Origin of the sequence: Salmonella sp. 2018103, from assembly GCF_026247685.1 — a bacterium.
Classification (GTDB): Bacteria; Pseudomonadota; Gammaproteobacteria; order Enterobacterales; family Enterobacteriaceae; genus Salmonella; species Salmonella enterica.
This window is the reverse complement of the sequence record NZ_CP111029.1, coordinates 97,967-122,552: the sequence shown is the minus strand read 5'-3', so window position 1 is coordinate 122,552 and position 24,586 is coordinate 97,967. Positions and strand designations below refer to the sequence as shown.

Below are 24,586 nucleotides of genomic sequence, written 5' to 3'. Positions count from 1 at the left end.
CCCTCTCTTGTGAATGGTCATTCCCATTGTCTGGGGCGACAAGGGCGGCAAATTTCAATGGATTGCGTAAAAATGCAAAAATAATGGGGTTCAGCGCCTGGAATCCTCGCTTCTGAGCCAATTTGGCGCAAAAATGGGAAAAGTAATGGTAAAGCCCAGGCTAAATACATAGAATCCCCAGCACATCCATAAGTCAGCTATTTACTATGCTCGAATTGCTTTACACCGCTCTTCTCTACCTTATTCAGCCTCTGATCTGGATACGGCTTTGGGTGCGTGGACGTAAAGCGCCGGCCTATCGTAAACGTTGGGGTGAACGCTACGGATTCTACCGCCGTCCGTTGAAACCGGGCGGAATCATGCTGCATTCCGTCTCGGTGGGCGAAACTCTGGCGGCCATCCCATTGGTCCGCGCTCTACGTCATCGCTATCCCGATCTGCCTATTACCGTAACGACCATGACGCCGACCGGCTCGGAGCGCGTCCAGTCCGCCTTTGGCAACGATGTTCAGCACGTTTACTTGCCTTATGATTTGCCCGATGCACTCAATCGTTTCCTCAATAAGATTGATCCTAAGCTGGTATTGATCATGGAGACTGAGCTCTGGCCAAATCTGATTGCTGCGCTACACAAACGTCATATTCCGCTGGTTATCGCTAATGCGCGGCTTTCCGCCCGCTCCGCCGCGGGTTATGCGAAGCTTGGCAAGTTTGTCCGTACGCTCCTGCGCCGTATCACCCTGATTGCCGCGCAAAACGAAGAAGATGGCGAACGCTTTGTGGCATTGGGCGCGAAGAACAATCAGGTCACGGTCACCGGCAGTCTGAAATTTGATATTTCAGTTACGCCGCAGCTGGCGGCTAAAGCCGTTACGCTACGCCGCCAGTGGGCGCCGCACCGTCCGGTCTGGATTGCCACCAGCACCCACGATGGCGAAGAGAGTATCGTTATCGCCGCTCACCAGGCGTTATTACATCAATTCCCGAATTTATTACTGATTCTGGTGCCCCGCCATCCGGAGCGTTTCCCGGATGCTATCAATCTTGTGCGTCAGGCAGGGTTAAGCTACATCACTCGCTCTTCGGGCGAAGTGCCGTCCGCCAGCACCCAGGTCGTGGTAGGCGATACTATGGGCGAATTAATGTTGCTCTATGGCATTGCCGATCTCGCCTTTGTTGGTGGTTCGCTGGTTGAACGCGGCGGTCATAACCCGCTGGAGGCCGCCGCTCATGCGATTCCGGTACTGATGGGTCCGCATACCTTTAACTTTAAAGATATTTGCGCCCGTCTGGATCAGGCGAGCGGACTTATCACGATTACCGATGCGGCTACGCTGGCAAAAGAAGTTTCCTCTTTACTGACCGACGCTGATTATCGTAATTTCTACGGACGTCACGCAGTTGAAGTGCTGTATCAAAATCAGGGCGCGCTCCAGCGTCTGCTGCAACTGCTGGAACCTTATCTGCCACCGAAAACGCATTGAGGACTGTCATGCAAAAACGGGCGATTTATCCAGGCACGTTTGATCCGATTACTAACGGTCATCTCGATATTGTGACGCGCGCAACGCAGATGTTCGACCATGTCATTCTGGCCATCGCCGCCAGCCCCGGTAAGAAACCCATGTTCACCCTGGACGAACGTGTGGCGCTGGCGCAAAAAGCGACCGCACACCTGGGTAACGTAGAGGTGGTGGGCTTTAGCGACCTGATGGCCAATTTCGCCCGCGACAGACAGGCGAATATCCTGATTCGTGGTCTGCGCGCGGTGGCGGATTTTGAATATGAAATGCAGTTGGCGCATATGAATCGCCATCTGATGCCGCAACTGGAAAGCGTTTTCCTGATGCCGTCCAAAGAGTGGTCGTTTATTTCATCGTCGCTGGTCAAAGAAGTGGCGCGCCATCAGGGCGATGTGACCCACTTTCTGCCGGACAATGTGCATCAGGCGCTAATGGATAAGTTGAAATAAATTTCCTTCCTTGCCGGGCCTGGCATTTTACTTCTGACAGTGACGGCAATAGAACGTCGCACGCTGTGCGTGTTTCGTTGCGACTATCGGCGTACCGCATACCCGACACGGCTCGCCTTTGCGCCCGTACACCTGCAACTCCTGCGCAAAATAGCCCGGTTTCCCATCGCTTTGCAGAAAATCCTTCAGCGTTGTCCCGCCTTGTTCAATAGAGCGCAGCAAAACGGCTTTAATCACCCGTGCCAGCAGATCGCACTCCTCTGTCGAGAGTGACGACGCCAGGCGGTCAGGGTGAATACCAGCGGCAAACAGCGACTCGCTGGCGTAGATATTCCCCACGCCGACCACCAGCTTGTTATCCATCAGCCAGGGTTTAATCGCCGTCTTCTTCTTCGCGCATTTCTGCTGCAAATATTCGCCATTAAACTCATCGCTTAGCGGCTCCGGTCCCAGATGCGCCAGTACGTTATGCCCTTCCAGCTCTTTGGTCCATAACCAGGCGCCAAAGCGGCGAGGATCGGTATAACGTAGAATTTTGCCATTGCTCATCACCAAATCGACATGGTCGTGCTTTTCCGCCGGCAGCGCTTCCGACAGTATCCGCAAGCTTCCCGACATCCCCAGGTGAATAATTATCCAGCCGTCAGGCAGCTCCAGCAGTAAATATTTAGCACGACGCTGAACGCTAAGGACAGGTGTATCGCTCAGACGATAAATTTCGTCTGAAACCGGCCAGCGCAGACGGCCGTTACGGATATGGGCGTGCAGGATAGTAGCGCCAACTAAATGGGGTTCAATACCCCGGCGGCTGGTTTCAACTTCGGGTAATTCAGGCATAACGTCTCCGGCTGTGTGGCAGGTCTCATTAATATGGGGACGGCCAGAAAACAAAAAACCCCGCCGAAGCGAGGTTTTTGTTACATCAAAGCGAGAATTATTTGATTTTCGCTTCTTTGTAGATCACGTGCTGACGGACAACTGGATCGAATTTTTTCAGTTCCAGTTTTTCCGGTTTAGTACGTTTGTTCTTCGTAGTGGTATAGAAGTGACCAGTACCAGCAGAAGAAACCAGCTTGATTTTCTCACGAATACCTTTAGCCATGACTTATTTCCTCTTAGTACTTAGTACTTTTCGCCACGGGCACGCAGTTCAGACAGAACTGTTTCGATGCCTTTTTTATCGATGATACGCATACCTTTAGCAGATACACGCAGGGTGACAAAACGCTTCTCGCTCTCAACCCAGAAACGGTGAGAGTGCAGGTTAGGCAGGAAACGGCGTTTAGTCGCGTTCAGTGCGTGGGAACGGTTGTTACCGGTCACCGGACGCTTGCCAGTAACTTGGCAGACTCGGGACATGTCTATTCTCCAAAAATCAAATTAGCTCGAGCTTCGTATGGGGTATCGGCGCCTCGTCAGGCTTTACAGCCTGGTCATCGCGCAGTTCTATTGAACTCTCGATTGCCAGGCCCAAATGCCAAACCCGAGATTCTCAAAGGTGGCGTAGTATACGCTGACCCGGCGATATGCTCAAGTCCCGAACAGACAAAGATCCCGATGGATCGCGCAAAGAATCTTAAATCCAGCCGCGTTCGGCAAAAGAAACGTACTCTCCGCGCCCAATTATCAGGTGATCGAGCACCCGGATATCCATAAACTGGCAACACTTTATCACGCGCTCAGTGATAAGTTTATCTGCTTTACTTGGCTCTGCGCAGCCTGAAGGGTGGTTATGCGCCAGAATGACCGCTGAAGCATTGAGTTTAATCGCTTCCCGAACAATCTCACGCGGATGCACCTCTACGTGGTTAAGCGTGCCGGAAAACAGGCGGCTGTGCTGAAGCACCCGGTGCTGGGCATCGAGGAAGATCACCAGAAAGATCTCACGCTCTTCACCCGTCAGTTGGCTTTGCAGAAATTCCCGCGTCATTTCCGGACTCAGCAACGCACTTTCCTCATTCATGCGCACGCTGTAATAGCGCCTTGCCAGCTCAGCAATGCCTTTCAACTGCGCGAATTTCGCCAGGCCGATGCCGTTTACGCCGCGAAACTGCGCAAAGTCCGCCGACAGCAGGCCATACAGTGACCCAAAGTGCTGCAATATCTCTTTTGCCAACGTCATAACATCTTTTCCCGGCGTGCCGGTACGTAAAAAAAGCGCCAGCAGTTCCACGTCGCTGAGGGAAGCAATGCCGGATCTGAGCATTTTTTCACGCGGTAATAATTCGTCCAACGTATCCATACGCGCACCTCCTTTTTTAAGGAAGCGGCATAGTGGCACAGCCTTTGGGAGAGATCGACGCCCCGATTTTGTTCTTGCGTAGCGCCTCGCAAAGTGGAGCGCAGGCAAAGACACGACGCCGTAGAGATTGTGATAAAATAGCCGCCTTTCAAAGTCACCCAACAGGAAAGACATGATGAGCCTGGCCGGTAAAAAAATTGTTCTCGGCATTAGCGGCGGTATCGCTGCGTATAAAACGCCGGAGCTGGTGCGCCGTTTACGTGAGCGCGGCGCTGACGTGCGCGTGGCAATGACCGAGGCGGCAAAAGCCTTTATTACCCCCCTGAGCTTACAGGCAGTGTCGGGCTATCCCGTATCCGACAGTCTGCTTGACCCTGCCGCCGAAGCCGCGATGGGGCATATCGAGTTGGGGAAATGGGCCGACCTGGTGATTCTTGCCCCCGCGACCGCCGATCTGATCGCCCGTGTAGCATCGGGTATGGCTAATGATTTAGTCTCCACCATCTGTCTGGCGACGCCAGCCCCGGTGGCCGTTCTTCCGGCCATGAACCAACAGATGTACCGCGCTGCCGCCACGCAACATAATCTGGAGGTGCTCGCCTCTCGCGGCCTGTTCATTTGGGGGCCGGATAGCGGCAGTCAGGCGTGCGGCGATGTAGGACCAGGCCGAATGCTGGACCCATTAGTTATCGTTGATAAGGCCGCCGCGCATTTCGCTGCCGTCAACGATCTGCGACATCTTAATATCATGATTACGGCAGGCCCGACGCGCGAACCGCTCGACCCGGTGCGTTATATTTCCAACCACAGCTCAGGTAAAATGGGCTTCGCTATTGCGGCGGCCGCCGCGCGTCGCGGCGCAAATGTCACGCTGGTCTCCGGTCCCGTTTCGTTACCAACGCCGCCTTTTGTAAAACGGGTTGATGTCATAACCGCGCTGGACATGGAAGCCGCTGTTCAGGCCGCCGTTCAACAGCAGCATATTTTCATTAGCTGCGCCGCCGTGGCTGACTATCGCGCAGAGACTATCGCCAGTGAAAAAATCAAAAAACAGGCGGCGCAAGGTGATGAATTACTAATAAAAATGGTCAAAAACCCGGACATTGTCGCCGGGGTGGCCGCGCTCAGTGACAATCGACCCTATGTTGTTGGGTTTGCCGCGGAAACGAATAATGTGGAAGAATACGCCCGGCAAAAACGTATCCGTAAAAACCTTGACCTGATTTGTGCAAATGATGTTTCACTTTCAAATCAGGGATTTAATAGCGATAAAAACGCTTTACACCTTTTCTGGCAGGATGGAGATAAAGTCTTACCGCTTGAGCGAAAAGAACTCCTGGGCCAATTATTACTCGACGAGATCGTGACCCGTTATGATGAAAAAAATCGACGTTAAGATTCTGGACCCGCGTGTTGGTCAGCAGTTTCCGCTGCCGACTTATGCTACTTCTGGTTCTGCCGGGCTTGACCTGCGCGCCTGTCTCGACGACGCCGTAGAACTGGCGCCTGGCGCAACAACGTTGGTGCCTACCGGACTGGCCATTCATATCGCCGATCCATCACTGGCGGCAGTCATGTTGCCGCGTTCGGGCCTGGGCCATAAACATGGTATCGTGCTGGGTAACCTGGTCGGGCTGATTGATTCCGATTATCAGGGGCAGCTGATGGTTTCGATCTGGAACCGTGGTCAGGACAGTTTTACCATTGAACCGGGCGAACGTATCGCGCAAATGGTGTTTGTTCCGGTCGTTCAGGCCGAATTTAATCTGGTGGAAGCATTTGACGCCACCGAACGTGGCGAGGGCGGCTTCGGTCATTCTGGCCGTAAGTAAATTTTACGCATCCCCATAACGTCATAATACTGCCGCAAGCGCTGAGTTTGCGGTTATAGCGTGGGTGCTCGCCTGGCAAGTGCTTATTTTCAGGGGTATTTTGTAACATGGCAGAAAAACAAACTGCGAAAAGGAATCGTCGCGAAGAAATACTTCAGTCACTGGCGCTGATGCTTGAATCCAGCGATGGAAGCCAACGCATCACGACGGCAAAACTGGCGGCCTCGGTCGGCGTTTCCGAAGCGGCGCTATACCGCCATTTTCCCAGCAAGACCCGCATGTTCGATAGCCTGATTGAGTTTATCGAAGATAGTCTGATTACCCGTATCAATCTGATTTTAAAAGATGAAAAAAACACCAGCACGCGTTTGCGCCTGATTGTGTTGCTGATTCTGGGTTTTGGCGAACGCAACCCTGGCCTGACGCGCATTCTTACCGGGCACGCGCTGATGTTTGAACAGGATCGCCTGCAGGGGCGCATTAATCAGCTTTTTGAACGCATCGAAGCGCAGCTCCGCCAGGTGCTACGAGAAAAAAGAATGCGTGAAGGCGAAGGCTACACGACGGATGAAAATCTGCTGGCAAGCCAACTGTTAGCCTTCTGTGAAGGTATGCTTTCACGGTTCGTGCGTAGCGAATTTAAATACCGCCCAACGGACGATTTCGACGCCCGCTGGCCGCTCATTGCCGCTCAGCTACAGTAACGCTGACTGGATAGTGGCTCACGCCTTATCCAGGCGACAGAAACATAGGCCCGGTAAAGCGCCACCGGGCAATTCGCTTACACGCCAAATTCTTCCCGGTATGCTCGCACAGCCGCCAGATGCTCAGCCATATCAGGTTTTTCTTCCAGATAGGCAATCAGGTCTTTCAGCGTAATGATGGAGATAACCTTACAACCATAGTCGCGCTCCACTTCCTGAATCGCGGAAATCTCGCCGCGGCCACGTTCCTGACGATCCAGCGAAATCAGTACGCCAGCCAGTGTAGCCCCGTGCGCCTGAATAATCTCCATCGACTCGCGAATCGCCGTACCTGCGGTAATCACGTCATCCACCAGCATCACGCGGCCCTGTAGCGCGCTGCCCACCAGACTCCCGCCTTCGCCATGATCTTTTGCCTCTTTGCGGTTAAAGCAGTACGGCAGGTCTTTATCGTGATGTTCCGCCAGCGCAACCGCCGTCGTCGTCGCGATCGGAATACCTTTGTATGCGGGGCCAAACAGCAGATCAAATTCAATACCGGAATCCACCAGCGCTTCGGCATAAAAACGGCCTAACAACGCCAGGTCGCGCCCGGTATTAAACAGCCCGGCGTTGAAGAAATAGGGGCTTTTGCGCCCGGATTTCAGCGTAAACTCGCCAAACTTTAGTACCTGCTTGTTAAGCGCAAACTCAATAAACTGGCGCTGATACGGTTTCATGGATTCGCTCCTTTTCTTACTTTCATCATTTACGAAATTTACGGACAAAAAAAAAGGCGACTTTTCAGTCGCCTTAAAATCAATTTTCTAACGCCGCCTTCTGCGTCGCCACAATGGATTCAATTCCCCCTCGGGCCAGCGCCAACAAAGTGAGAAGTTCTTCATGGCTGAACGGCTCGCCTTCCGCGGTGCCCTGTACTTCAATAATGCGGCCGTCTTCAGTCATCACGACGTTCATGTCGGTTTCTGCGGCGGAATCTTCAACATATTCCAGATCGCAGATCGCTTCGCCGTTAACGATGCCTACGGAAACCGCCGCCACCATGCCTTTCATCGGGTTGGTTTTCAGCTTACCGTTGGCAACCAATTTATTCAGCGCATCCGCCAACGCCACGCAGGCACCGGTAATAGACGCTGTACGCGTACCGCCATCGGCCTGGATTACATCGCAGTCCAGCGTAATGGTAAATTCGCCGAGCGTTTTCAGATCGACCGCCGCACGCAGCGCACGCGCGATCAAACGCTGAATTTCCATAGTACGACCGCCCTGCTTACCCTTTGCTGCTTCACGCGCATTACGGGTATGGGTAGCGCGAGGCAACATGCCATACTCTGCGGTGATCCACCCCTGGCCTTGTCCTTTCAGAAAACGTGGGACGCCTTCTTCAATGGAGGCGGTGCACAACACTTTGGTATCTCCAAATTCGACCAGTACCGAGCCTTCAGCGTGTTTTGTATAGTTACGGGTCAGGGTTACGGGACGCACCTGATTAGCGCTACGGCCTGCTGGACGCATATTGAGATCTCCGGCTTAAAACGAATGTGGCTGCGCATTATACGGACTTCCGATGGTTATTCCTATCCTGACAAGGCCTGGATAGCTATAATCCCCTCATCTCTCCTTTAAAAACGGGAACATCTATGATCCGCAGTATGACCGCCTACGCCCGGCGTGAAATCAAGGGTGAATGGGGTAGCGCGACCTGGGAAATGCGCTCGGTAAACCAGCGTTATCTGGAAACTTACTTTCGTCTGCCGGAACAGTTCCGTAGTCTTGAACCCGTCGTGCGCGAACGCATTCGTACACGCCTGACGCGCGGCAAAGTCGAATGTATGCTGCGTTTTGAACCCGATGCCAGCGCGCAAGGCGAGCTTATTCTGAATGAAAAGCTCGCGAAACAATTAGTTAGCGCCGCAAACTGGGTCAAAATGCAGAGCGACGAAGGGGAAATCAATCCGGTTGATATTTTGCGCTGGCCAGGTGTCATGGCGGCGCAAGAGCAGGATCTGGACGCGATTGCCGCAGAAATTTTAGCCGCGCTGGACGGTACGCTGGATGACTTTATCGTCGCGCGCGAAACGGAAGGCCAGGCGCTGAAAGCGCTGATTGAACAACGGCTGGAAGGCGTCAGCGCCGAAGTAGCGAAAGTCCGCGCGCATATGCCGGAAATCCTGCAATGGCAGCGTGAACGCCTGGTCGCGAAGCTGGAAGATGCTCAGGTTCAGTTGGAAAACAACCGTCTGGAGCAAGAGCTGGTGATGATGGCGCAACGCATTGATGTGGCGGAAGAGCTGGATCGTCTGGAAGCGCACGTCAAAGAGACTTACAACATTCTGAAGAAAAAAGAGGCGGTAGGCCGCCGTCTGGACTTCATGATGCAAGAATTTAACCGTGAGTCGAACACCCTGGCCTCCAAATCCATCAACGCTGATGTAACTAACTCCGCTATTGAATTAAAAGTGTTGATCGAGCAAATGCGCGAGCAAATCCAGAATATTGAATAATTCTGGCGCTCAATATGTCACAGAGCCCGCCTTATGCGGGCTCTCGTTTATCGGTAGTACGTTTTTAATTTCCGGCGAATAGCGTCGATAAGGCGCCGCTTCCACTCTACCGTCGAAGCCCGATACTGCATAAAAATAGCGCCTTCCGCCTGCTCCCCGGCAAGCGGCAAGACAAAAAGACCGCGCTTATCGGATAAATTTTCATACCAGGGGCGCGGTACAATCGCCATTAGCGGCGCCGACTGGACAGCAGGCGCAAGTTGACTGTAATCATGACAAACAAACGCCAGCGGACGTTCAAACCCGGCACGAGCCTGCTGCCTGTCCAGTTCATTGTTCTCTTTTGTCCACGGCAAACAGTAAATGTGCTGATAATGCTGTAGATCAGCAAAATTCAACTCTGCGGCATTCTCCAGACGTGAACGCAATGGCGCGCCATAAACCGCGATCAAACGCGTAGTCCCCACCCGCTCGTAATGCAGAGCGCTGACCTGCTTTTGATGGTCGCCAATTGCCAGCACCAAATCAACCGAGCTATCCAACAGTTCATCACGCCAGGGTCGGCGAGCAAAAGGAAGGCACTCGATCACCGCCTGATGAAGATGACCTTTCTCTGCGAGAACAGGCGTAAGCAGCGCGTTCAATGCGGGAGGAAGTACCACCCGGAAACAACGGGAACCGTTCTCTTTATCGCCAAACAGCTCCTCATTAAGCGAAACAAACACAGGCGCCAATTTGTCACGCAGCGCCTGCGCATAAGGCGTAGGAATCTGGCGGTTCCCTTCCCGTCGAAACAACGGGTCGTTTAGCACATCGCGCAATCTCATTAACGCATGACTTACCGCAGAAGGCGACAAAGCCAGCTTTTGCGCCGTTTTCCCCGTAGAGCTCGTCTCCAGCAGCACATACAGTACTTTTAACAGATTCATATCCATTTGCAGCAAGTTCATTAAACGTCTCTCTTATTGAACCTGGCTAAATTACTGCCAGGTATACTGCGGGCGCTTCAATCAGGAGAACATTATGAATCGCTATGCATTATTCTTTGTATGTATATTTTCAACATCAGCACTTCCTGCCATGGCGGCATTAGATCCTTCACAACCGTTATCACCCGCGCCTCCGTTATCACTGTTTAAAGCGTGGGCTAAGCCTATGAAGCCGTTTCAAATCACAGAAGGCGTGTGGTATGTCGGCACGGAAAATCTCTCTTCTATTCTGCTGACCACCCCGGCAGGGCATATTCTTATTGATGCGGGATTGGATGAAAGCGCACCGCAAATTAAAGCGAATATTGAAGCGGCAGGATTCCGCCTCACAGACGTGCGCTATCTGTTGAACAGCCATGCGCGGCTGGATCAAGCGGGGGGCATGGCACGTTTGAAAGCGTGGAGCGGCGCACAATTGGTCGCTAGCCAACCCAACGCCGATCAGATGGCGAGGGGTGGACGACAGGATTTTGCGCTTGGCGATGCGCTCCCCTTCCCGCCCGTCACCACTGATAAAATTATCCACAACCAGGAAAGCATCAGCCTCGGAGGGATAACCGTGACAGCACTATTCACGCCTGGACATCTGCCCGGCTCAACTTCCTGGCGCGTAACGCTCCGCAACGGCAAGACGTTAATTTACGCAGATAGTCTCGCCACACCTGACTATCTGCTGATTAACAACAAAAATTACCCTGACCTGGTTACTGATATTCAGAGCAGCTTTAAAACACTGGCCGCCCAGCATGTTGATATCTTTATTGCCAACAAAGGTGACCGCTTCGGGCTACTGGAGAAACGACAGCAACTTCGCAACGGCGATACACAGGCATTCTTTGATTCCAATGGCTTGCAACAGTATGTGGAACGCTCACGTCAGCGCTTCATCACACAACTTACCGCACAGCAGCCATAATGAAATGACTCACCGGCGGCGCGTCCAGGGCGCCGTTCAGGTAATTTATCTAAGTCAAAACAGAAAAACCTTGCATACAATAAACCACAAAAATGATGTACAATTTATTGATATATATAATAAATAATTATTAACCATAAATTTAAAATCATTACTAAAATTTATTAATCGTGTAATGCCTTAGAAAATCTCAATCGTGATACAGCGCACAAATCGTTAATCTTCGCCCCCAGTAAATTAGGGGGAAATCATGCTGTTGCACGTTCTTTATTTAATTGGCATCACTGCCGAGGCCATGACGGGCGCACTCGCTGCGGGTCGTCGTCGCATGGATACATTCGGCGTAATTATTATTGCTACCGCCACCGCCATTGGTGGAGGCTCGGTTCGCGACATTCTGCTCGGTCACTATCCGCTGGGTTGGGTGAAGCATCCCGAATATGTCATTATTGTGGCGACTGCCGCTGTATTGACCACTATTGTTGCTCCCGTCATGCCCTATTTACGCAAGCTTTTCCTGGTACTTGACGCGCTGGGGTTGGTGGTTTTCTCTATTATTGGCGCGCAGATAGCCCTTGATATGGGCGAAGGGCCAATTATCGCCGTGGTGGCCGCCGTCACTACCGGCGTCTTTGGCGGCGTGCTCCGCGATATGTTCTGCAAACGCATTCCACTGGTGTTTCAAAAAGAGCTATATGCCGGCATTTCGTTCGCCTCGGCGGTGCTCTATATTGCGCTACAACATTACGTCATGAATCCGGATGTCGTCGTTATCTCTACGTTACTGTTTGGCTTTACAGCAAGGTTATTAGCGCTACGTCTTAAACTTGGCCTGCCGGTATTTTATTACCGCCATGAAGGGCACTAAGACCCAAATCCGGGAATATGCTGAGCAGCCAGCCATCTGCTCAGCGTTTTGATCTGCGGATTATCCCGCCAGCCGATAACTCTCCCGGCACGACGCTCGCCCGTCGCTGGCAACTGCCGCCAGTGTTGCTCTGTTCGCATTAATAACTGCTCCCATGAGCGATCGCCGCTGGCCTGTAATGCGGCCTGCGTTAAGGGGATATCCATCGCCATAATCCAGCGGGTAAACGACTGCCGGCGCGCCAGGTTAAATTGCCGCCATATCTGCTCGCTTTTTCCTTTAGCAAAGCCTGGCGTGTTGGCTATTTGCGCTGACGTCAGGGCAAGCCAGGAGAAGATATGCTCAAAGCGATGCGTCTGATGCAAGGCCCGCCAGCTGGCTTCGCCCATTCCGTCCAGACCCAACGCCGACCGTGACCCCAACCATACCAGTCTGGAGATAAACTGTTCCTGACACGTTGCCGACGCGTAAAAGCAGGTCAGCGAGTTGAAATGGCTATCAGGCGGTACAGGCTTACTCCGCTCACGACTCCGCCAGACGACCTCATCAAGCCGGGGAATGCCTTGCCCGGCCAAACTCACCAGGATCTGATCGCCCGGCGCGATATCCCACGCTTCCCAACGCTTCACAGAACCGATATTGACCCGCTGAACCCGCTTATCATCCAATATAACGGGGACAAGCGACGCTACTACGGTAATTTTGCCGCTTTTCCCCACCGAGAACTGAATAGCGCTCACTTGCGCGACCTGCGCTACTGGCGGATATTTCCATGCTGCCAGCCAGTCGCCCTGCCCGGGTCGCCAGTATTGTGCCGCGGGTTCTTTAGCCATGCGTATCACTACGCCATCCGTCACAAAGGGCAACGCTGACGTCAGCCATGACTGGCGCGCCCGCTCGACCTCGCTGGCATCTTTTACCACCAGGGAATATTTCTTCGTCAGACTGAATCCAGCCTTAGCAAGTTGGCTTAATCTTTCGGGCATATTTGCCGGACCGTCCGGCCACGCCCAAATAAAAATACCCAACGAATTTAGCGCGGAGGCGTTATCCTGGCGCATTAACATTCCTGCGACTTTCGAGCGCGCATTCATCCCGCCCATCCGTTGCTGGATATGTCCCTCGCGCTGTAGAAAGATTTCGCCCTGCAACACCGCGTTAGCAAGCGCGCCTTGTGTTGACTGCGGTATAGAGGGGATCAGGCGAATTTTTGGCGTCCAGTCCTCGCCTTGTAGTCCGTTACCCCGGCTGATAGCCCTGGTCAGTTTACCGTTTTGATAAACCAGCGTTACCGCTACGCCATCCACTTTTGGCTGTACCCAAAGCTCGCTGCGCCCGCGCATCCACTGTTCTACCGCCTGCCGGTCCGCGAGTTTACGTACGCCCGTATGCGCAACAGGATGCCTTGTTGTACCGTTTAACGGCGGTGAAACCGGAGTAGATGAAACATCCTGACCAACACAGCGTTGCCACTGAACCAGCCTTGCGCTGAGTTGGTCGTACACACTATCGTCAACCGCGCTAACGCCTTGTTTCCAGTAGATGTCATTCCAGTCAGCGAGCTGTTGCTGTAAACGGGCGATTTCTTCAGCGGCCCTTGCTGGCGGCCAGGCCGGGCAAAGCGCCCCACTCTGCGAATGCCACAATAAAATTCCCCACGCCATACTTTTCCATAATCTCATCACGACCTCCTGCGCACATTGCCCGGCAGGTATAGCGCTTTAGTGAATAAAAACCGACAGGTAAAAATGCATCATCCGAGCCGCTTTCCAGATTTTTTGGTGGGTTGCTGCAACGACGCGATAAAAGCGGAAAAAGGGACGCAAAATGCAATAATCTGGCGCAAAAAGTGTGACAAAGACTACGTCGCATAACGGCGATGTGTATAATAAGCCCGTATCAAGGCTCTATTTCGATAATCACAGACGTAAGATACTCATGGCTCAAGGTACGCTTTATATTGTTTCTGCCCCCAGTGGCGCGGGTAAATCCAGCCTGATTCAGGCTTTATTAAAAACCCAACCGTTGTATGACACTCAGGTTTCCGTTTCACATACCACGCGCGCGCCGCGTCCGGGTGAAGTGCACGGTGAGCACTATTTCTTTGTAAATCATGATGAGTTTAAAACCATGATTGGCAGGGAGGCGTTTCTGGAGCACGCGGAAGTGTTTGGCAATTACTACGGCACTTCGCGCGAAACCATTGAGCAAGTGCTGGCAACCGGCGTTGATGTTTTTCTGGATATCGACTGGCAGGGCGCCCAGCAAATTCGCGAAAAGATGCCGCAAGCACGCAGCATTTTTATTTTGCCGCCATCAAAGATCGAATTGGATCGCCGTTTACGCGGCCGCGGGCAAGATAGCGAAGAAGTCATTGCCAAACGAATGGCGCAAGCGGTTGCAGAAATGAGCCATTACGCCGAATATGATTATCTTATTGTGAATGACGACTTTGATACCGCGTTAAGCGACTTGAAAACCATCATTCGCGCTGAACGTCTGCGTATGAGCCGCCAAAAGCAGCGTCATGACGCTTTAATCAGCAAATTGTTGGCAGACTGAACCCACTTTCAGTATCATGCCCAGTCATTTCTTCACCTGTGGAGCATTTTAAGTATGGCACGCGTAACTGTTCAGGACGCTGTAGAGAAAATTGGTAACCGTTTTGACCTGGTACTGGTCGCCGCGCGTCGCGCTCGTCAGATGCAGGTAGGCGGAAAGGATCCGCTGGTACCGGAAGAAAACGATAAAACTACCGTTATCGCGCTGCGCGAAATCGAAGAAGGTCTGATTAACAACCAGATCCTTGACGTCCGCGAGCGCCAGGAACAGCAAGAGCAGGAAGCCGCTGAATTACAAGCCGTTACCGCTATTGCTGAAGGTCGTCGTTAATCACAAAGCGGGTCGCCCTTGTATCTGTTTGAAAGCCTGAATCAACTGATTCAAACCTACCTGCCGGAAGACCAGATTAAGCGTCTTCGGCAGGCGTATCTCGTTGCACGTGACGCTCACGAGGGCCAGACACGTTCAAGCGGTGAACCCTATATCACGCACCCGGTAGCGGTGGCCTGTATTCTGGCCGAGATGAAACTCGACTACGAAACGCTGATGGCCGCTCTGCTGCATGACGTGATTGAAGATACCCCCGCCACCTATCAGGACATGGAACAGCTTTTCGGTAAAAGCGTTGCCGAGCTGGTAGAGGGGGTGTCGAAACTTGATAAGCTCAAGTTCCGCGATAAGAAAGAGGCGCAGGCCGAAAACTTCCGCAAAATGATTATGGCGATGGTGCAGGATATCCGCGTCATCCTCATTAAGCTTGCTGACCGTACCCATAACATGCGCACGCTGGGCTCGTTACGCCCGGACAAACGTCGCCGCATCGCCCGTGAAACCCTCGAAATTTACAGCCCGCTGGCACACCGTTTAGGTATCCATCACATCAAGACCGAGCTTGAAGAGCTGGGTTTTGAAGCGCTGTATCCTAACCGCTACCGCGTCATCAAAGAAGTGGTAAAAGCGGCGCGCGGCAACCGTAAAGAGATGATCCAAAAAATCCTCTCTGAAATCGAAGGACGTTTGCAAGAGGCGGGCATTCCGTGTCGCGTTAGCGGTCGCGAAAAACATCTTTACTCGATCTACTGCAAAATGGTGCTCAAAGAGCAGCGTTTTCACTCGATCATGGACATTTACGCTTTCCGCGTCATCGTTCATGACTCCGATACCTGCTATCGCGTACTCGGCCAGATGCACAGTCTCTATAAGCCTCGTCCGGGACGGGTGAAAGACTATATTGCCATTCCCAAAGCGAACGGCTATCAGTCTTTGCACACCTCGATGATCGGCCCGCACGGCGTTCCTGTTGAAGTCCAGATCCGTACCGAAGATATGGATCAGATGGCGGAAATGGGGGTCGCGGCGCACTGGGCGTATAAAGAACACGGTGAGACCAGCACCACGGCGCAGATCCGCGCCCAGCGCTGGATGCAGAGCCTGCTGGAGCTACAACAGAGCGCCGGTAGTTCGTTTGAATTTATCGAAAGCGTAAAATCCGATCTCTTCCCGGATGAGATTTACGTTTTCACCCCGGAAGGGCGCATTGTCGAACTGCCCGCTGGCGCTACGCCGGTGGATTTTGCCTATGCAGTGCATACCGACATCGGCCACGCCTGCGTCGGCGCGCGTGTCGACCGGCAGCCTTATCCGCTGTCGCAGCCGCTTAGCAGCGGTCAGACCGTCGAAATTATTACCGCGCCGGGCGCGCGTCCCAACGCCGCCTGGCTGAACTTTGTCGTCAGCTCTAAAGCGCGCGCTAAAATTCGTCAGTTGCTGAAAAACCTCAAACGTGATGACTCCGTAAGCCTGGGCCGTCGTCTGCTTAACCATGCTTTAGGCGGTAGTCGTAAGCTGGCGGAAATTCCGCAGGAAAATATTCAGCGCGAACTGGATCGTATGAAGCTGGCAACGCTTGACGATCTGCTGGCGGAAATCGGTCTCGGCAACGCGATGAGCGTAGTGGTCGCGAAAAATCTGCAGCAAGGCGAAGCCGTGGTGCCGACCGTTGCGCAATCGAATCACGGCCACCTGCCGATTAAAGGCGCGGATGGCGTGCTTATCACCTTTGCGAAGTGTTGTCGTCCGATCCCAGGCGACCCGATCATCGCTCACGTCAGCCCAGGTAAAGGACTGGTGATCCACCATGAATCCTGCCGTAATATCCGTGGATACCAGAAAGAGCCAGAGAAATTTATGGCGGTCGAATGGGACAAAGAGACGGAGCAGGAATTCATTACCGAAATCAAGGTGGAAATGTTTAACCATCAGGGCGCGCTGGCTAACCTGACGGCGGCGATTAATACCACCACCTCCAATATTCAAAGCCTGAATACTGAAGAGAAAGATGGTCGCGTCTATAGTACCTTTATTCGCCTTACCGCACGCGATCGCGTACATCTGGCGAATATCATGCGCAAAATCCGCGTGATGCCAGACGTTATTAAAGTCACCCGTAACCGAAACTAGCGCTATGAATCCAAAACGTTATGCGCGTATATGCGAAATGCTCGCCAGGCGTCAGCCTGATCTCACGGTCTGCATGGAGCAAGTCCACAAACCTCATAACGTTTCTGCAATCATTCGTACCGCAGATGCCGTTGGCGTCCATGAAGTCCATGCCATCTGGCCTGGTAGCCGGATGCGCACCATGGCTTCCGCGGCGGCGGGCAGCAACAGTTGGGTACAGGTGAAAACTCACCGTACCATTGGCGATGCGGTAGCCCATTTGAAAGGACGGGGAATGCAGATTCTGGCAACCCATCTTTCTGATAAAGCCGTAGACTTTCGCGAGATTGATTACACGCGCCCGACCTGTATTCTGATGGGTCAGGAGAAAACCGGTATTACTCAGGAAGCATTAGCCCTGGCGGATCGGGACATCATCATTCCGATGATCGGCATGGTACAGTCGCTGAACGTTTCCGTCGCCTCCGCGCTCATTCTTTATGAAGCCCAGCGCCAGCGTCAGAACGCGGGCATGTATCTGCGTGAAAATAGCATGTTGCCGGAAGATGAACAGCAGCGCCTGCTGTTTGAGGGTGGTTATCCGGTGCTGGCGAAAGTCGCTAAACGTAAAGGTCTGCCTTATCCTCGCGTCAATCAGCAGGGCGAAATAGACGCCGATGCTGACTGGTGGGCGACGATGCAGGCGGCAGGGTAATCACCATGTCAGGCCGCTTGTTAGACGCTGTTCCGCTCAATTCCCTGACAGGTGTCGGCGCAGCGCAAAGCAGTAAACTGGCGAAAATTGGCCTGCATACCGTCCAGGATTTGCTATTACATCTTCCTCTGCGTTACGAAGACCGTACCCATCTCTACCCCATTGGCGAACTGCTGCCTGGCATCTACGCCACCGTTGAAGGTGAAGTGCTGAACTGCAATATCACTTTCGGCGGTCGTCGGATGATGACCTGCCAGATTAGCGACGGTTCCGGCATTCTTACCATGCGCTTTTTCAATTTTAACGCGGCGATGAAAAACAGCCTGGCGACGGGGCGACGTGTGCTGGCCTACGGGGAAGCGAAGCGCGGCAAGTATGGCGCAGAGATGATCCATCCGGAATATCGCCTGCAGGGCGATCTCAGCACGCCGGAACTTCAGGAAACGCTCACCCCCGTCTATCCGACCACCGAGGGCGTGAAGCAAGCGACACTGCGCAAGCTTACCGATCAGGCGCTGGAGTTGCTCGACACCTGCGCCATTGCCGAACTACTGCCGCCGGAACTGGCGCAGGGTATGATGAGCCTGCCGGAGGCGCTACGTACCTTGCATCGCCCGCCGCCGACACTCCAGCTCGCCGATTTAGAAACCGGCAAACACCCGGCGCAGCGGCGGCTTATTCTTGAAGAGCTACTGGCGCATAATCTCAGTATGCTAGCGCTTCGCGCAGGCGCGCAGCGCTATCACGCTCAGCCGCTAAGTACCAACAACATATTGAAAGACAATCTGCTGGCGTCGTTGCCGTTTAAACCCACCAGCGCGCAGGCGCGGGTGGTGGCAGAGATCGAACGTGATATGGCGCTCGATGTGCCGATGATGCGTCTGGTTCAGGGCGACGTCGGCTCAGGGAAAACGCTGGTTGCGGCGCTTGCCGCCTTGCGCGCTATTGCCCACGGTAAGCAGGTGGCGCTGATGGCGCCGACCGAATTGCTGGCTGAACAGCACGCAAATAATTTCCGCAACTGGTTCGAACCGTTGGGCGTTGAAGTGGGTTGGCTGGCGGGTAAGCAAAAAGGTAAAGCGCGTCAGGCGCAGCAAGAGGCTATTGCCAGCGGTCAGGTGCAGATGATTGTCGGCACCCACGCTATCTTTCAGGAACAGGTGCAGTTCAACGGCCTGGCGCTGGTCATTATCGATGAGCAGCACCGCTTTGGCGTCCACCAGCGGCTGGCATTGTGGGAAAAAGGCCAGCAGCAGGGCTTTCATCCGCATCAATTGATTATGACCGCAACGCCCATTCCTCGAACCCTGGCGATGACTGCCTACGCCGATCTCGATACCTCGGTGATTGACGAGCTACCGCCGGGCCGTACCCCTGTCACTACCGTTGCTATTCCGGATACCCGTCGCCATGAAATCATTGATCGTGTGCGCAACGCCTGCACAACCGAAGGCCGTCAGGCCTACTGGGTCTGTACGCTGATTGAAGAGTCCGACCTGCTGGAAGCGCAGGCGGCGGAAGCCACCTGGGAGGAGCTCAAGCTGGCGTTACCGGAGTTGAATATTGGCCTGGTACACGGCCGCATGAAGCCCGCCGAAAAACAGGCGGTGATGCAGGCCTTTAAGCAGGGTGAACTGCATCTGCTGGTCGCCACTACGGTGATTGAGGTGGGGGTCGATGTTCCTAACGCCAGCCTGATGATTATTGAAAACCCGGAGCGACTGGGCCTGGCGCAATTACACCAGCTCAGAGGACGCGTTGGCCGTGGCGCGGTCGCATCGCACTGCGTGCTGCTCTATAAATCGCCGTTGTCGAAAACGGCGCAGAAGCGTTTACAGGTATTGCGCGACAGCAACGACGGCTTTGTGATTGCACAAAAAGATTTAGAGATTCGCGGCCCGGGGGAATTACTGGGCACGCGCCAGACAGGTAACGCCGAATTTAAAGTAGCTGATTTGCTGCGCGATCAAGCCATGATCCCCGAAGTTCAGCGTATTGCCCGTCATATTCACGAACGTTATCCGCAGCAGGCACAAGCGCTGATTGAGCGCTGGATGCCGGAAACCGAACGTTATTCCAACGCCTAGTGAGCACGGCGGCTTTAATGCCGCCGTACAAACTATTATTGCGCGAAAATCGGTAACAGCAGGTACAGCTTGATTACCAACGCATTGACGATATCGATAAAGAACGCGCCGACCATCGGCACCACCAGGAACGCCATATGCGAGGGGCCAAAACGGTCGGTAATCGCCTGCATATTAGCAATGGCGGTCGGCGTTGCGCCCAGGCCAAAACCGCAGTGACCCGCCGCCAACACCGCTGCATCGTAGTTTTTCCCCATCATGCGCCAGGTGACGAAGATCGCGTACAGCGCCATGAAGATGGTCTGTACCACCAGAATCGCCAGCATCGGCAGCGCCAGCGACGCCAGTTCCCACAGCTTCAGGCTCATCAGCGCCATTGCCAGGAACAGTGACAGACTCACGTTCCCCAGCACCGAAACAGCACGCTCAAATACGCGATAAAAACCCACCAGCGCCAGGCCATTGCTGAGGATCACCCCAACAAATAGCACACAAACGAAGACCGGCAGTTCAAGCACCGTTCCCGCCAGTAGCTGCGCTACGATTTTGCCCACGGTCAGACAGATAGCAATCAGGGCGATGGTTTCGATTAGCACCAGAGAAGTGATCATACGGCCCACATCCGGCTTTTCAAAGGCTGTCGGCACGGCCTGATCGTCAGGCATTCCATCCGGCGTGGTGGAGTGTTTCACCAGATAACGCGCTACCGGGCCGCCTATCAACCCGCCCAGCACCAGGCCAAAGGTTGCACATGCCATCGCAACTTCGGTGGCATTGGCAAAACCATAACGTTCGACAAACAGTTTACTCCACGCCGCGCCGGTACCGTGTCCGCCGGACAGCGTAATTGACCCGGCAATCAGCCCCATTAACGGGTCCAGCCCCAACAGACTCGCCATGCCGATACCGATGGCATTCTGCATCAGCAGTAATCCGACCACGACGACCAGGAAGACGCCAACAACGCGTCCCCCCTTGCGCAGGCTGGCAAGGTTAGCGTTAAGGCCGATCGTCGCGAAAAACGCCAGCATCAACGGATCGCGCAGGGTCATATCAAAGTTGACCTCCCAACCGACGCTTTTTTTCAGTACCAGCAGAGCAACCGCGACCAGTAGCCCCCCCGCCACCGGCTCCGGAATCGTATATTTCTTCAGTAAGGAGACAGACTGGACCAGCTTGCGACCCAGTAGCAGCACCAGCGTGGCGGCGACAAGGGTCGATAAGGTATCGAGTTCAAACATTTAAAGCTCCTGTAGTGCGCTGTGACATGTGCGCACAAATCATTTCCTGAGTCAGTTTTTTAGCTCTTTGCGAGTCTTCGGCATGGATTTTAAGCAGAAAAAGGCAAAAAGTTATATAAAAAGGTGCATTTATCTTTTTTAAATATTAAGAATATTCGCTCGCAATCGTTTGCTTTTACCACCTGGTCAGATAAAATCACCGCTTTTCCACCACGAGAATGTCCCTGATGTCCGTTAACGCCATCGAGCCGGCAGATGCGCAACCGGTTGCGCAGACGCAAAACAGCGAATTAATTTACCGTCTTGAAGATCGCCCGCCGCTCCCTCAAACACTTTTTGCCGCTTGTCAGCATCTGCTGGCCATGTTTGTCGCGGTAATCACGCCAGCGCTGTTAATCTGCCAGGCGTTGGGTTTACCGGCGCAGGATACGCAGCACATTATCAGCATGTCGCTGTTCGCCTCCGGCGTAGCCTCTATTATTCAAATCAAAGCGTGGGGGCCGGTAGGATCGGGGCTGTTATCCATCCAGGGAACCAGTTTTAACTTTGTCGCCCCGCTGATTATGGGCGGTACCGCGCTGAAAACCGGCGGCGCGGATGTCCCGACGATGATGGCGGCGCTGTTCGGCACGCTGATGCTGGCAAGCTGCACCGAGATGGTGCTTTCTCGCATTCTACATCTGGCGCGCCGGATTATCACGCCGTTAGTCTCCGGCGTCGTGGTGATGATTATTGGCCTGTCGCTGATTCAGGTGGGGCTAACCTCCATCGGCGGCGGCTATGCCGCCATGAGCGACAACACCTTTGGCGCACCGAAAAACCTGCTGCTGGCCGGCGTCGTCCTGGCCATTATTATCCTGCTGAATCGGCAGCGTAATCCCTACCTACGCGTGGCTTCTTTGGTTATTGCCATGGCGGCAGGCTATCTTTTGGCCTGGTTTATGGGCATGTTGCCTGAGAATAACGCGCCAGTCTCGCAGGACATCCTGATGGTGCCGACCCCGCTGTATTATGGTCTGGGCATTGACTGGAACCTGTTACTGCCGTTGATGCTGGTCTTTATGATTACGTCGCTGGAGACCATCGGCGACATCACCGCCACCTCTGATGTCTCCGAGCAGCCGGTATCCGGCCCCTTGTATATGAAACGGCTAAAGGGCGGCGTACTGGCTAACGGCCTGAACTCATTTGTTTCAGCGGTATTTAATACGTTCCCGAATTCCTGTTTCGGTCAGAACAACGGCGTAATTCAGTTGACCGGCGTCGCCAGCCGCTATGTGGGATTTGTCGTCGCGCTGATGCTGATTGTGCTCGGCCTGTTCCCGGCGGTAAGCGGTTTTGTGCAGCATATCCCGGAACCGGTGCTCGGCGGCGCCACGTTAGTGATGTTCGGCACCATTGCCGCCTCCGGGGTGCGTATTGTCTCGCGTGAGCCGCTGAACCGCCGCGCGATTCTGATTATCGCCCTGTCGCTGGCCGTGGGTCTTGGCGTCTCGCAACAGCCGCAGATCCTGCAGTTCGCGCCGGAATGGGTGAAAAATCTGCTCTCATCCGGAATTGCCGCTGGCGGCATCACGGCTATCGTGTTGAACCTGATTCTCCCGCCGGAAAAACCGTAAAAACCCTGCGGCGGCGACGCGATTCGCCGCTGCTGTAACGCTCTTTCACCATTCCTGTCTTGAGGATTGCACGCAAATCGTGCATAAATCCCCTATGTGCATTTCACGGGATGGAAGACCATGAAATTGATTGGGAGGTTGCTTCTCTATGTGCTGATCGCCTGTTTAGTGGTGATTTTCGGCTTTTATTTTCTGCTGCAAACGCGCTGGGGCGCAGATCACATCAGCAACTGGGTATCAGAGAACAGCGGTTATCACCTCACATTCGACGTGATGGATCATCGTTTTTCCGCCCCATCCCATCTTTTACTGGAGAATGTGACCTTTGGTCGTGATGGTCAGCCTGCTACCCTGGTCGCGAAAACCGTAGATATCGGTCTGAGCATTCGCCAGTTAACCGCGCCGCTGCATGTCGACACGATTCTGTTACAGGACGGCACGCTGAATATTTCAGTGCAAACCGCCCCTTTCCCGTTTGAGGCCGACCGCCTGCAACTTCGCAATATGGCGCTCAATAGTCCCGGCAGCGAATGGCGGTTGAGCGCCCAGCGCGTTAACGGCGGCATTATGCCCTGGCGCCCCGAAGCCGGTCGGGTATTGGGCAATAAAGCCCAGATCCAACTGAGCGCTGGTTCGCTGACGTTAAACGACGTTCCCGCCACGAATGTGCTTATTGAAGGCAGTATCGACCATAATCAGGTGATGTTAAACACCGTCGGCGCCGATATGGCGCGCGGAGCGTTAACCGGCGTCGCCCGGCGTAACGCTGACGGTAGTTGGGTCGTTGAAAATCTGCGGCTGAATGATATTCGGTTACAAAGCGATAAATCCCTGAGCGAGTTTTTCGCGCCGCTTACTACGGTTCCATCTTTGCAGATTGGTCGTCTTGAAGTGACGGACTCCAGCCTGCAAGGACCAGACTGGGCAGTCACCGATCTTGACCTGAGTTTGCGCAATCTGACTCTGCGCAAAGAAGACTGGCAAAGTCAGGAAGGTAAATTATCGATGAACGCCAGCGAGTTTATTTACGGCTCGCTGCACTTGCTCGATCCAATCCTGAACGCCGAATTTTCACCACAGGGCGTTGCGCTACGCCAGTTCACCACCCGCTGGGAAGGCGGTATGGTCAGAACCTCCGGCGCCTGGTTACGCGAAGGCAAAGCGCTTATTCTGGACGATACCGCTATCGCCGGGCTGGAGTATACGCTGCCGGAAAACTGGAAGCAGTTATGGATGAAGCCGTTGCCCGACTGGTTGAACAGCCTGACGCTGAAAAAATTCAGCGCCAGCCGCAACCTGGTGATTGATATCGACCCAGCCTTCCCGTGGCAAATCACCGCTCTGGACGGCTACGGCGCAAACCTGGAGCTGGTACAACATCATCAATGGGGCGTCTGGAGCGGCAATGCGACCCTCAACGCCGCAGCGGCAACCTTTAACCGTGTGGATGTGCGCCGCCCGTCGCTGTCGTTGACGGCTAATGCCAGCACAGTCAACATCAGCGATCTGAGCGCGTTTACTGGAAAAGGGATACTGGAAGCCACTGCCAGCGTATCGCAACTGCCGCAGCGTCAGACGCAAATCAGCCTGAACGGACGCGGCGTACCAATGGATGTGCTACAGCAGTGGGGCTGGCCGACATTACCGATTGCTGGCGATGGCAATATTCAGCTCACGGCCAGCGGCAATATTCAGGCCGATGCGCCGTTGAAACCGACGGTAAATGGGCAATTACACGCGGTCAACGCACAAAAGCAGCAGATAACGCAAACGATGCAAGCGGGCGTGGTGTCCGGCGGGGAAGTTACGTCAACGGAGCCAGCGCTGTAATTGAGGGCTTGCCCGGTGGCGCTGACGCTTACCGGGCTTACGATTCTTGCTCATTTGTAGGCCGGA

24 protein-coding genes are annotated in these 24,586 nt (G+C 53.8%); 15 read left to right on the top strand and 9 right to left on the bottom strand.

All coding sequences use genetic code 11. The features are described 5' to 3' along the window. Window positions 1-206: 206 nt before the first annotated feature. Together waaA and coaD are read left to right on the top strand one after the other, a co-directional pair. Window positions 207-1,484 carry a lipid IV(A) 3-deoxy-D-manno-octulosonic acid transferase gene (gene waaA / locus OLG56_RS00590; RefSeq protein ID WP_000891582.1) on the top strand — a complete coding sequence of 426 codons (1,278 nt, stop codon included), beginning with the start codon at window positions 207-209 and terminating at the stop codon, window positions 1,482-1,484. An 8-nt stretch (window positions 1,485-1,492) separates the two neighbouring features. Next, window positions 1,493-1,972, top strand: coding sequence for a pantetheine-phosphate adenylyltransferase (coaD, locus tag OLG56_RS00585; protein WP_001171884.1), 480 nt, complete (start codon window positions 1,493-1,495; stop codon window positions 1,970-1,972). Between the two features lie 27 nt (window positions 1,973-1,999). On the opposite strand, the gene mutM is transcribed toward coaD, so the two are convergent. The 4 genes from mutM to radC all read right to left on the bottom strand — a co-directional run bounded on the left by mutM (window position 2,000) and on the right by radC (window position 4,214). Further along, entirely contained in the window at window positions 2,000-2,809 is an 810-nt protein-coding gene (gene mutM / locus OLG56_RS00580) for a bifunctional DNA-formamidopyrimidine glycosylase/DNA-(apurinic or apyrimidinic site) lyase (protein WP_001114515.1), read from the bottom strand. 97 nt (window positions 2,810-2,906) lie between these two features. Then, window positions 2,907-3,074, bottom strand: coding sequence for a 50S ribosomal protein L33 (rpmG, locus tag OLG56_RS00575; protein WP_001051798.1), 168 nt, complete (start codon window positions 3,072-3,074; stop codon window positions 2,907-2,909). Between the two features lie 20 nt (window positions 3,075-3,094). After that, window positions 3,095-3,331 carry a 50S ribosomal protein L28 gene (gene rpmB, locus OLG56_RS00570; protein WP_001519051.1) on the bottom strand — a complete coding sequence of 79 codons (237 nt, stop codon included), beginning with the start codon at window positions 3,329-3,331 and terminating at the stop codon, window positions 3,095-3,097. Window positions 3,332-3,548: 217 nt separating this feature from the next. Beyond that, complete coding sequence (gene radC, locus OLG56_RS00565; RefSeq protein ID WP_000380129.1) at window positions 3,549-4,214, bottom strand: RadC family protein; 666 nt, start codon at window positions 4,212-4,214, stop codon at window positions 3,549-3,551. A gap of 175 nt (window positions 4,215-4,389) precedes the next feature. On the opposite strand from radC, the gene coaBC reads away from it, so the two are divergent. The 3 genes from coaBC to slmA all read left to right on the top strand — a co-directional run bounded on the left by coaBC (window position 4,390) and on the right by slmA (window position 6,750). Beyond that, window positions 4,390-5,610 (top strand): bifunctional phosphopantothenoylcysteine decarboxylase/phosphopantothenate--cysteine ligase CoaBC, encoded by a 1,221-nt coding sequence (coaBC, locus tag OLG56_RS00560; RefSeq protein ID WP_000050107.1) that lies wholly within the window; start codon window positions 4,390-4,392, stop codon window positions 5,608-5,610. Beyond that, complete coding sequence (gene dut / locus OLG56_RS00555; RefSeq protein ID WP_000976078.1) at window positions 5,588-6,046, top strand: dUTP diphosphatase; 459 nt, start codon at window positions 5,588-5,590, stop codon at window positions 6,044-6,046. The genes coaBC and dut overlap by 23 nt, the downstream gene beginning before the upstream one ends. Window positions 6,047-6,153: 107 nt before the next feature. Next, the gene (slmA, locus tag OLG56_RS00550; protein WP_000818607.1) at window positions 6,154-6,750 is read left to right on the top strand and encodes a nucleoid occlusion factor SlmA; all 597 of its coding nucleotides are present in this window, start codon (window positions 6,154-6,156) and stop codon (window positions 6,748-6,750) included. 77 nt (window positions 6,751-6,827) lie between these two features. Here the strand turns inward: slmA and pyrE are convergent, their stop codons facing one another. Together pyrE and rph are read right to left on the bottom strand one after the other, a co-directional pair. Beyond that, window positions 6,828-7,469: an orotate phosphoribosyltransferase gene (gene pyrE, locus OLG56_RS00545; RefSeq protein ID WP_000806167.1), complete on the bottom strand. Its 642-nt coding sequence runs from the start codon at window positions 7,467-7,469 to the stop codon at window positions 6,828-6,830. Window positions 7,470-7,548: 79 nt separating this feature from the next. Further along, window positions 7,549-8,265 carry a ribonuclease PH gene (gene rph / locus OLG56_RS00540; RefSeq protein ID WP_001247078.1) on the bottom strand — a complete coding sequence of 239 codons (717 nt, stop codon included), beginning with the start codon at window positions 8,263-8,265 and terminating at the stop codon, window positions 7,549-7,551. A gap of 125 nt (window positions 8,266-8,390) precedes the next feature. Here rph and OLG56_RS00535 point away from each other — a divergent pair, with 125 nt between their 5' ends. Then, complete coding sequence (locus tag OLG56_RS00535; protein ID WP_000621352.1) at window positions 8,391-9,254, top strand: YicC/YloC family endoribonuclease; 864 nt, start codon at window positions 8,391-8,393, stop codon at window positions 9,252-9,254. 47 nt (window positions 9,255-9,301) lie between these two features. On the opposite strand, the gene OLG56_RS00530 is transcribed toward OLG56_RS00535, so the two are convergent. Continuing rightward, window positions 9,302-10,204, bottom strand: a complete 903-nt coding sequence (locus OLG56_RS00530; RefSeq protein ID WP_023213958.1) for a LysR family transcriptional regulator — start codon at window positions 10,202-10,204, stop codon at window positions 9,302-9,304. Between the two features lie 73 nt (window positions 10,205-10,277). Here OLG56_RS00530 and OLG56_RS00525 point away from each other — a divergent pair, with 73 nt between their 5' ends. Together OLG56_RS00525 and OLG56_RS00520 are read left to right on the top strand one after the other, a co-directional pair. After that, window positions 10,278-11,159: an HARLDQ motif MBL-fold protein gene (locus OLG56_RS00525; protein WP_001728225.1), complete on the top strand. Its 882-nt coding sequence runs from the start codon at window positions 10,278-10,280 to the stop codon at window positions 11,157-11,159. Between the two features lie 250 nt (window positions 11,160-11,409). Continuing rightward, on the top strand, window positions 11,410-12,027 hold the full coding sequence (locus tag OLG56_RS00520) for a trimeric intracellular cation channel family protein (RefSeq protein WP_000924334.1): 618 nt from the start codon (window positions 11,410-11,412) through the stop codon (window positions 12,025-12,027). Here OLG56_RS00520 and ligB read toward each other — a convergent pair. Next, window positions 12,024-13,709, bottom strand: coding sequence for an NAD-dependent DNA ligase LigB (gene ligB, locus OLG56_RS00515; protein ID WP_061377046.1), 1,686 nt, complete (start codon window positions 13,707-13,709; stop codon window positions 12,024-12,026). The genes OLG56_RS00520 and ligB overlap by 4 nt on opposite strands. A gap of 256 nt (window positions 13,710-13,965) precedes the next feature. Here ligB and gmk point away from each other — a divergent pair, with 256 nt between their 5' ends. From gmk to recG, 5 genes are read left to right on the top strand one after another with little or no spacing between them, the layout of a single operon-like run. After that, entirely contained in the window at window positions 13,966-14,589 is a 624-nt protein-coding gene (gmk, locus tag OLG56_RS00510; RefSeq protein ID WP_000046966.1) for a guanylate kinase, read from the top strand. A gap of 54 nt (window positions 14,590-14,643) precedes the next feature. Beyond that, entirely contained in the window at window positions 14,644-14,919 is a 276-nt protein-coding gene (rpoZ, locus tag OLG56_RS00505) for a DNA-directed RNA polymerase subunit omega (protein ID WP_000135058.1), read from the top strand. Window positions 14,920-14,937: 18 nt separating this feature from the next. After that, window positions 14,938-17,049, top strand: coding sequence for a bifunctional GTP diphosphokinase/guanosine-3',5'-bis pyrophosphate 3'-pyrophosphohydrolase (spoT, locus tag OLG56_RS00500; protein WP_000280481.1), 2,112 nt, complete (start codon window positions 14,938-14,940; stop codon window positions 17,047-17,049). A 4-nt stretch (window positions 17,050-17,053) separates the two neighbouring features. Beyond that, complete coding sequence (gene trmH / locus OLG56_RS00495; RefSeq protein ID WP_001068433.1) at window positions 17,054-17,743, top strand: tRNA (guanosine(18)-2'-O)-methyltransferase TrmH; 690 nt, start codon at window positions 17,054-17,056, stop codon at window positions 17,741-17,743. 5 nt (window positions 17,744-17,748) lie between these two features. Then, a complete protein-coding gene (gene recG, locus OLG56_RS00490; RefSeq protein ID WP_000016757.1) occupies window positions 17,749-19,830 on the top strand; it encodes an ATP-dependent DNA helicase RecG in 2,082 nt (693 codons plus the stop codon). Between the two features lie 35 nt (window positions 19,831-19,865). On the opposite strand, the gene gltS is transcribed toward recG, so the two are convergent. After that, window positions 19,866-21,071 carry a sodium/glutamate symporter gene (gltS, locus tag OLG56_RS00485; protein WP_000462249.1) on the bottom strand — a complete coding sequence of 402 codons (1,206 nt, stop codon included), beginning with the start codon at window positions 21,069-21,071 and terminating at the stop codon, window positions 19,866-19,868. Window positions 21,072-21,298: 227 nt separating this feature from the next. Here gltS and xanP point away from each other — a divergent pair, with 227 nt between their 5' ends. Together xanP and OLG56_RS00475 are read left to right on the top strand one after the other, a co-directional pair. Further along, window positions 21,299-22,690 carry a xanthine/proton symporter XanP gene (gene xanP / locus OLG56_RS00480; RefSeq protein ID WP_000115428.1) on the top strand — a complete coding sequence of 464 codons (1,392 nt, stop codon included), beginning with the start codon at window positions 21,299-21,301 and terminating at the stop codon, window positions 22,688-22,690. 120 nt (window positions 22,691-22,810) lie between these two features. Next, window positions 22,811-24,520, top strand: a complete 1,710-nt coding sequence (locus OLG56_RS00475; protein ID WP_061377045.1) for an AsmA family protein — start codon at window positions 22,811-22,813, stop codon at window positions 24,518-24,520. Window positions 24,521-24,586: the final 66 nt, after the last annotated feature.

Bases quoted from the DNA above. Each gene is read 5' to 3' on its own strand.
- waaA (WP_000891582.1), top strand. From the start codon at position 207: ATGCTCGAATTGCTTTACACCGCTCTTCTCTACCTTATTCAGCCTCTG.
- coaD (WP_001171884.1), top strand. From the start codon at position 1,493: ATGCAAAAACGGGCGATTTATCCAGGCACGTTTGATCCGATTACTAAC.
- mutM (WP_001114515.1), bottom strand. From the start codon at position 2,809: ATGCCTGAATTACCCGAAGTTGAAACCAGCCGCCGGGGTATTGAACCC.
- rpmG (WP_001051798.1), bottom strand. From the start codon at position 3,074: ATGGCTAAAGGTATTCGTGAGAAAATCAAGCTGGTTTCTTCTGCTGGT.
- rpmB (WP_001519051.1), bottom strand. From the start codon at position 3,331: ATGTCCCGAGTCTGCCAAGTTACTGGCAAGCGTCCGGTGACCGGTAAC.
- radC (WP_000380129.1), bottom strand. From the start codon at position 4,214: ATGGATACGTTGGACGAATTATTACCGCGTGAAAAAATGCTCAGATCC.
- coaBC (WP_000050107.1), top strand. From the start codon at position 4,390: ATGAGCCTGGCCGGTAAAAAAATTGTTCTCGGCATTAGCGGCGGTATC.
- dut (WP_000976078.1), top strand. From the start codon at position 5,588: ATGATGAAAAAAATCGACGTTAAGATTCTGGACCCGCGTGTTGGTCAG.
- slmA (WP_000818607.1), top strand. From the start codon at position 6,154: ATGGCAGAAAAACAAACTGCGAAAAGGAATCGTCGCGAAGAAATACTT.
- pyrE (WP_000806167.1), bottom strand. From the start codon at position 7,469: ATGAAACCGTATCAGCGCCAGTTTATTGAGTTTGCGCTTAACAAGCAG.
- rph (WP_001247078.1), bottom strand. From the start codon at position 8,265: ATGCGTCCAGCAGGCCGTAGCGCTAATCAGGTGCGTCCCGTAACCCTG.
- OLG56_RS00535 (WP_000621352.1), top strand. From the start codon at position 8,391: ATGATCCGCAGTATGACCGCCTACGCCCGGCGTGAAATCAAGGGTGAA.
- OLG56_RS00530 (WP_023213958.1), bottom strand. From the start codon at position 10,204: ATGAACTTGCTGCAAATGGATATGAATCTGTTAAAAGTACTGTATGTG.
- OLG56_RS00525 (WP_001728225.1), top strand. From the start codon at position 10,278: ATGAATCGCTATGCATTATTCTTTGTATGTATATTTTCAACATCAGCA.
- OLG56_RS00520 (WP_000924334.1), top strand. From the start codon at position 11,410: ATGCTGTTGCACGTTCTTTATTTAATTGGCATCACTGCCGAGGCCATG.
- ligB (WP_061377046.1), bottom strand. From the start codon at position 13,709: ATGAGATTATGGAAAAGTATGGCGTGGGGAATTTTATTGTGGCATTCG.
- gmk (WP_000046966.1), top strand. From the start codon at position 13,966: ATGGCTCAAGGTACGCTTTATATTGTTTCTGCCCCCAGTGGCGCGGGT.
- rpoZ (WP_000135058.1), top strand. From the start codon at position 14,644: ATGGCACGCGTAACTGTTCAGGACGCTGTAGAGAAAATTGGTAACCGT.
- trmH (WP_001068433.1), top strand. From the start codon at position 17,054: ATGAATCCAAAACGTTATGCGCGTATATGCGAAATGCTCGCCAGGCGT.
- recG (WP_000016757.1), top strand. From the start codon at position 17,749: ATGTCAGGCCGCTTGTTAGACGCTGTTCCGCTCAATTCCCTGACAGGT.
- gltS (WP_000462249.1), bottom strand. From the start codon at position 21,071: ATGTTTGAACTCGATACCTTATCGACCCTTGTCGCCGCCACGCTGGTG.
- xanP (WP_000115428.1), top strand. From the start codon at position 21,299: ATGTCCGTTAACGCCATCGAGCCGGCAGATGCGCAACCGGTTGCGCAG.
- OLG56_RS00475 (WP_061377045.1), top strand. From the start codon at position 22,811: ATGAAATTGATTGGGAGGTTGCTTCTCTATGTGCTGATCGCCTGTTTA.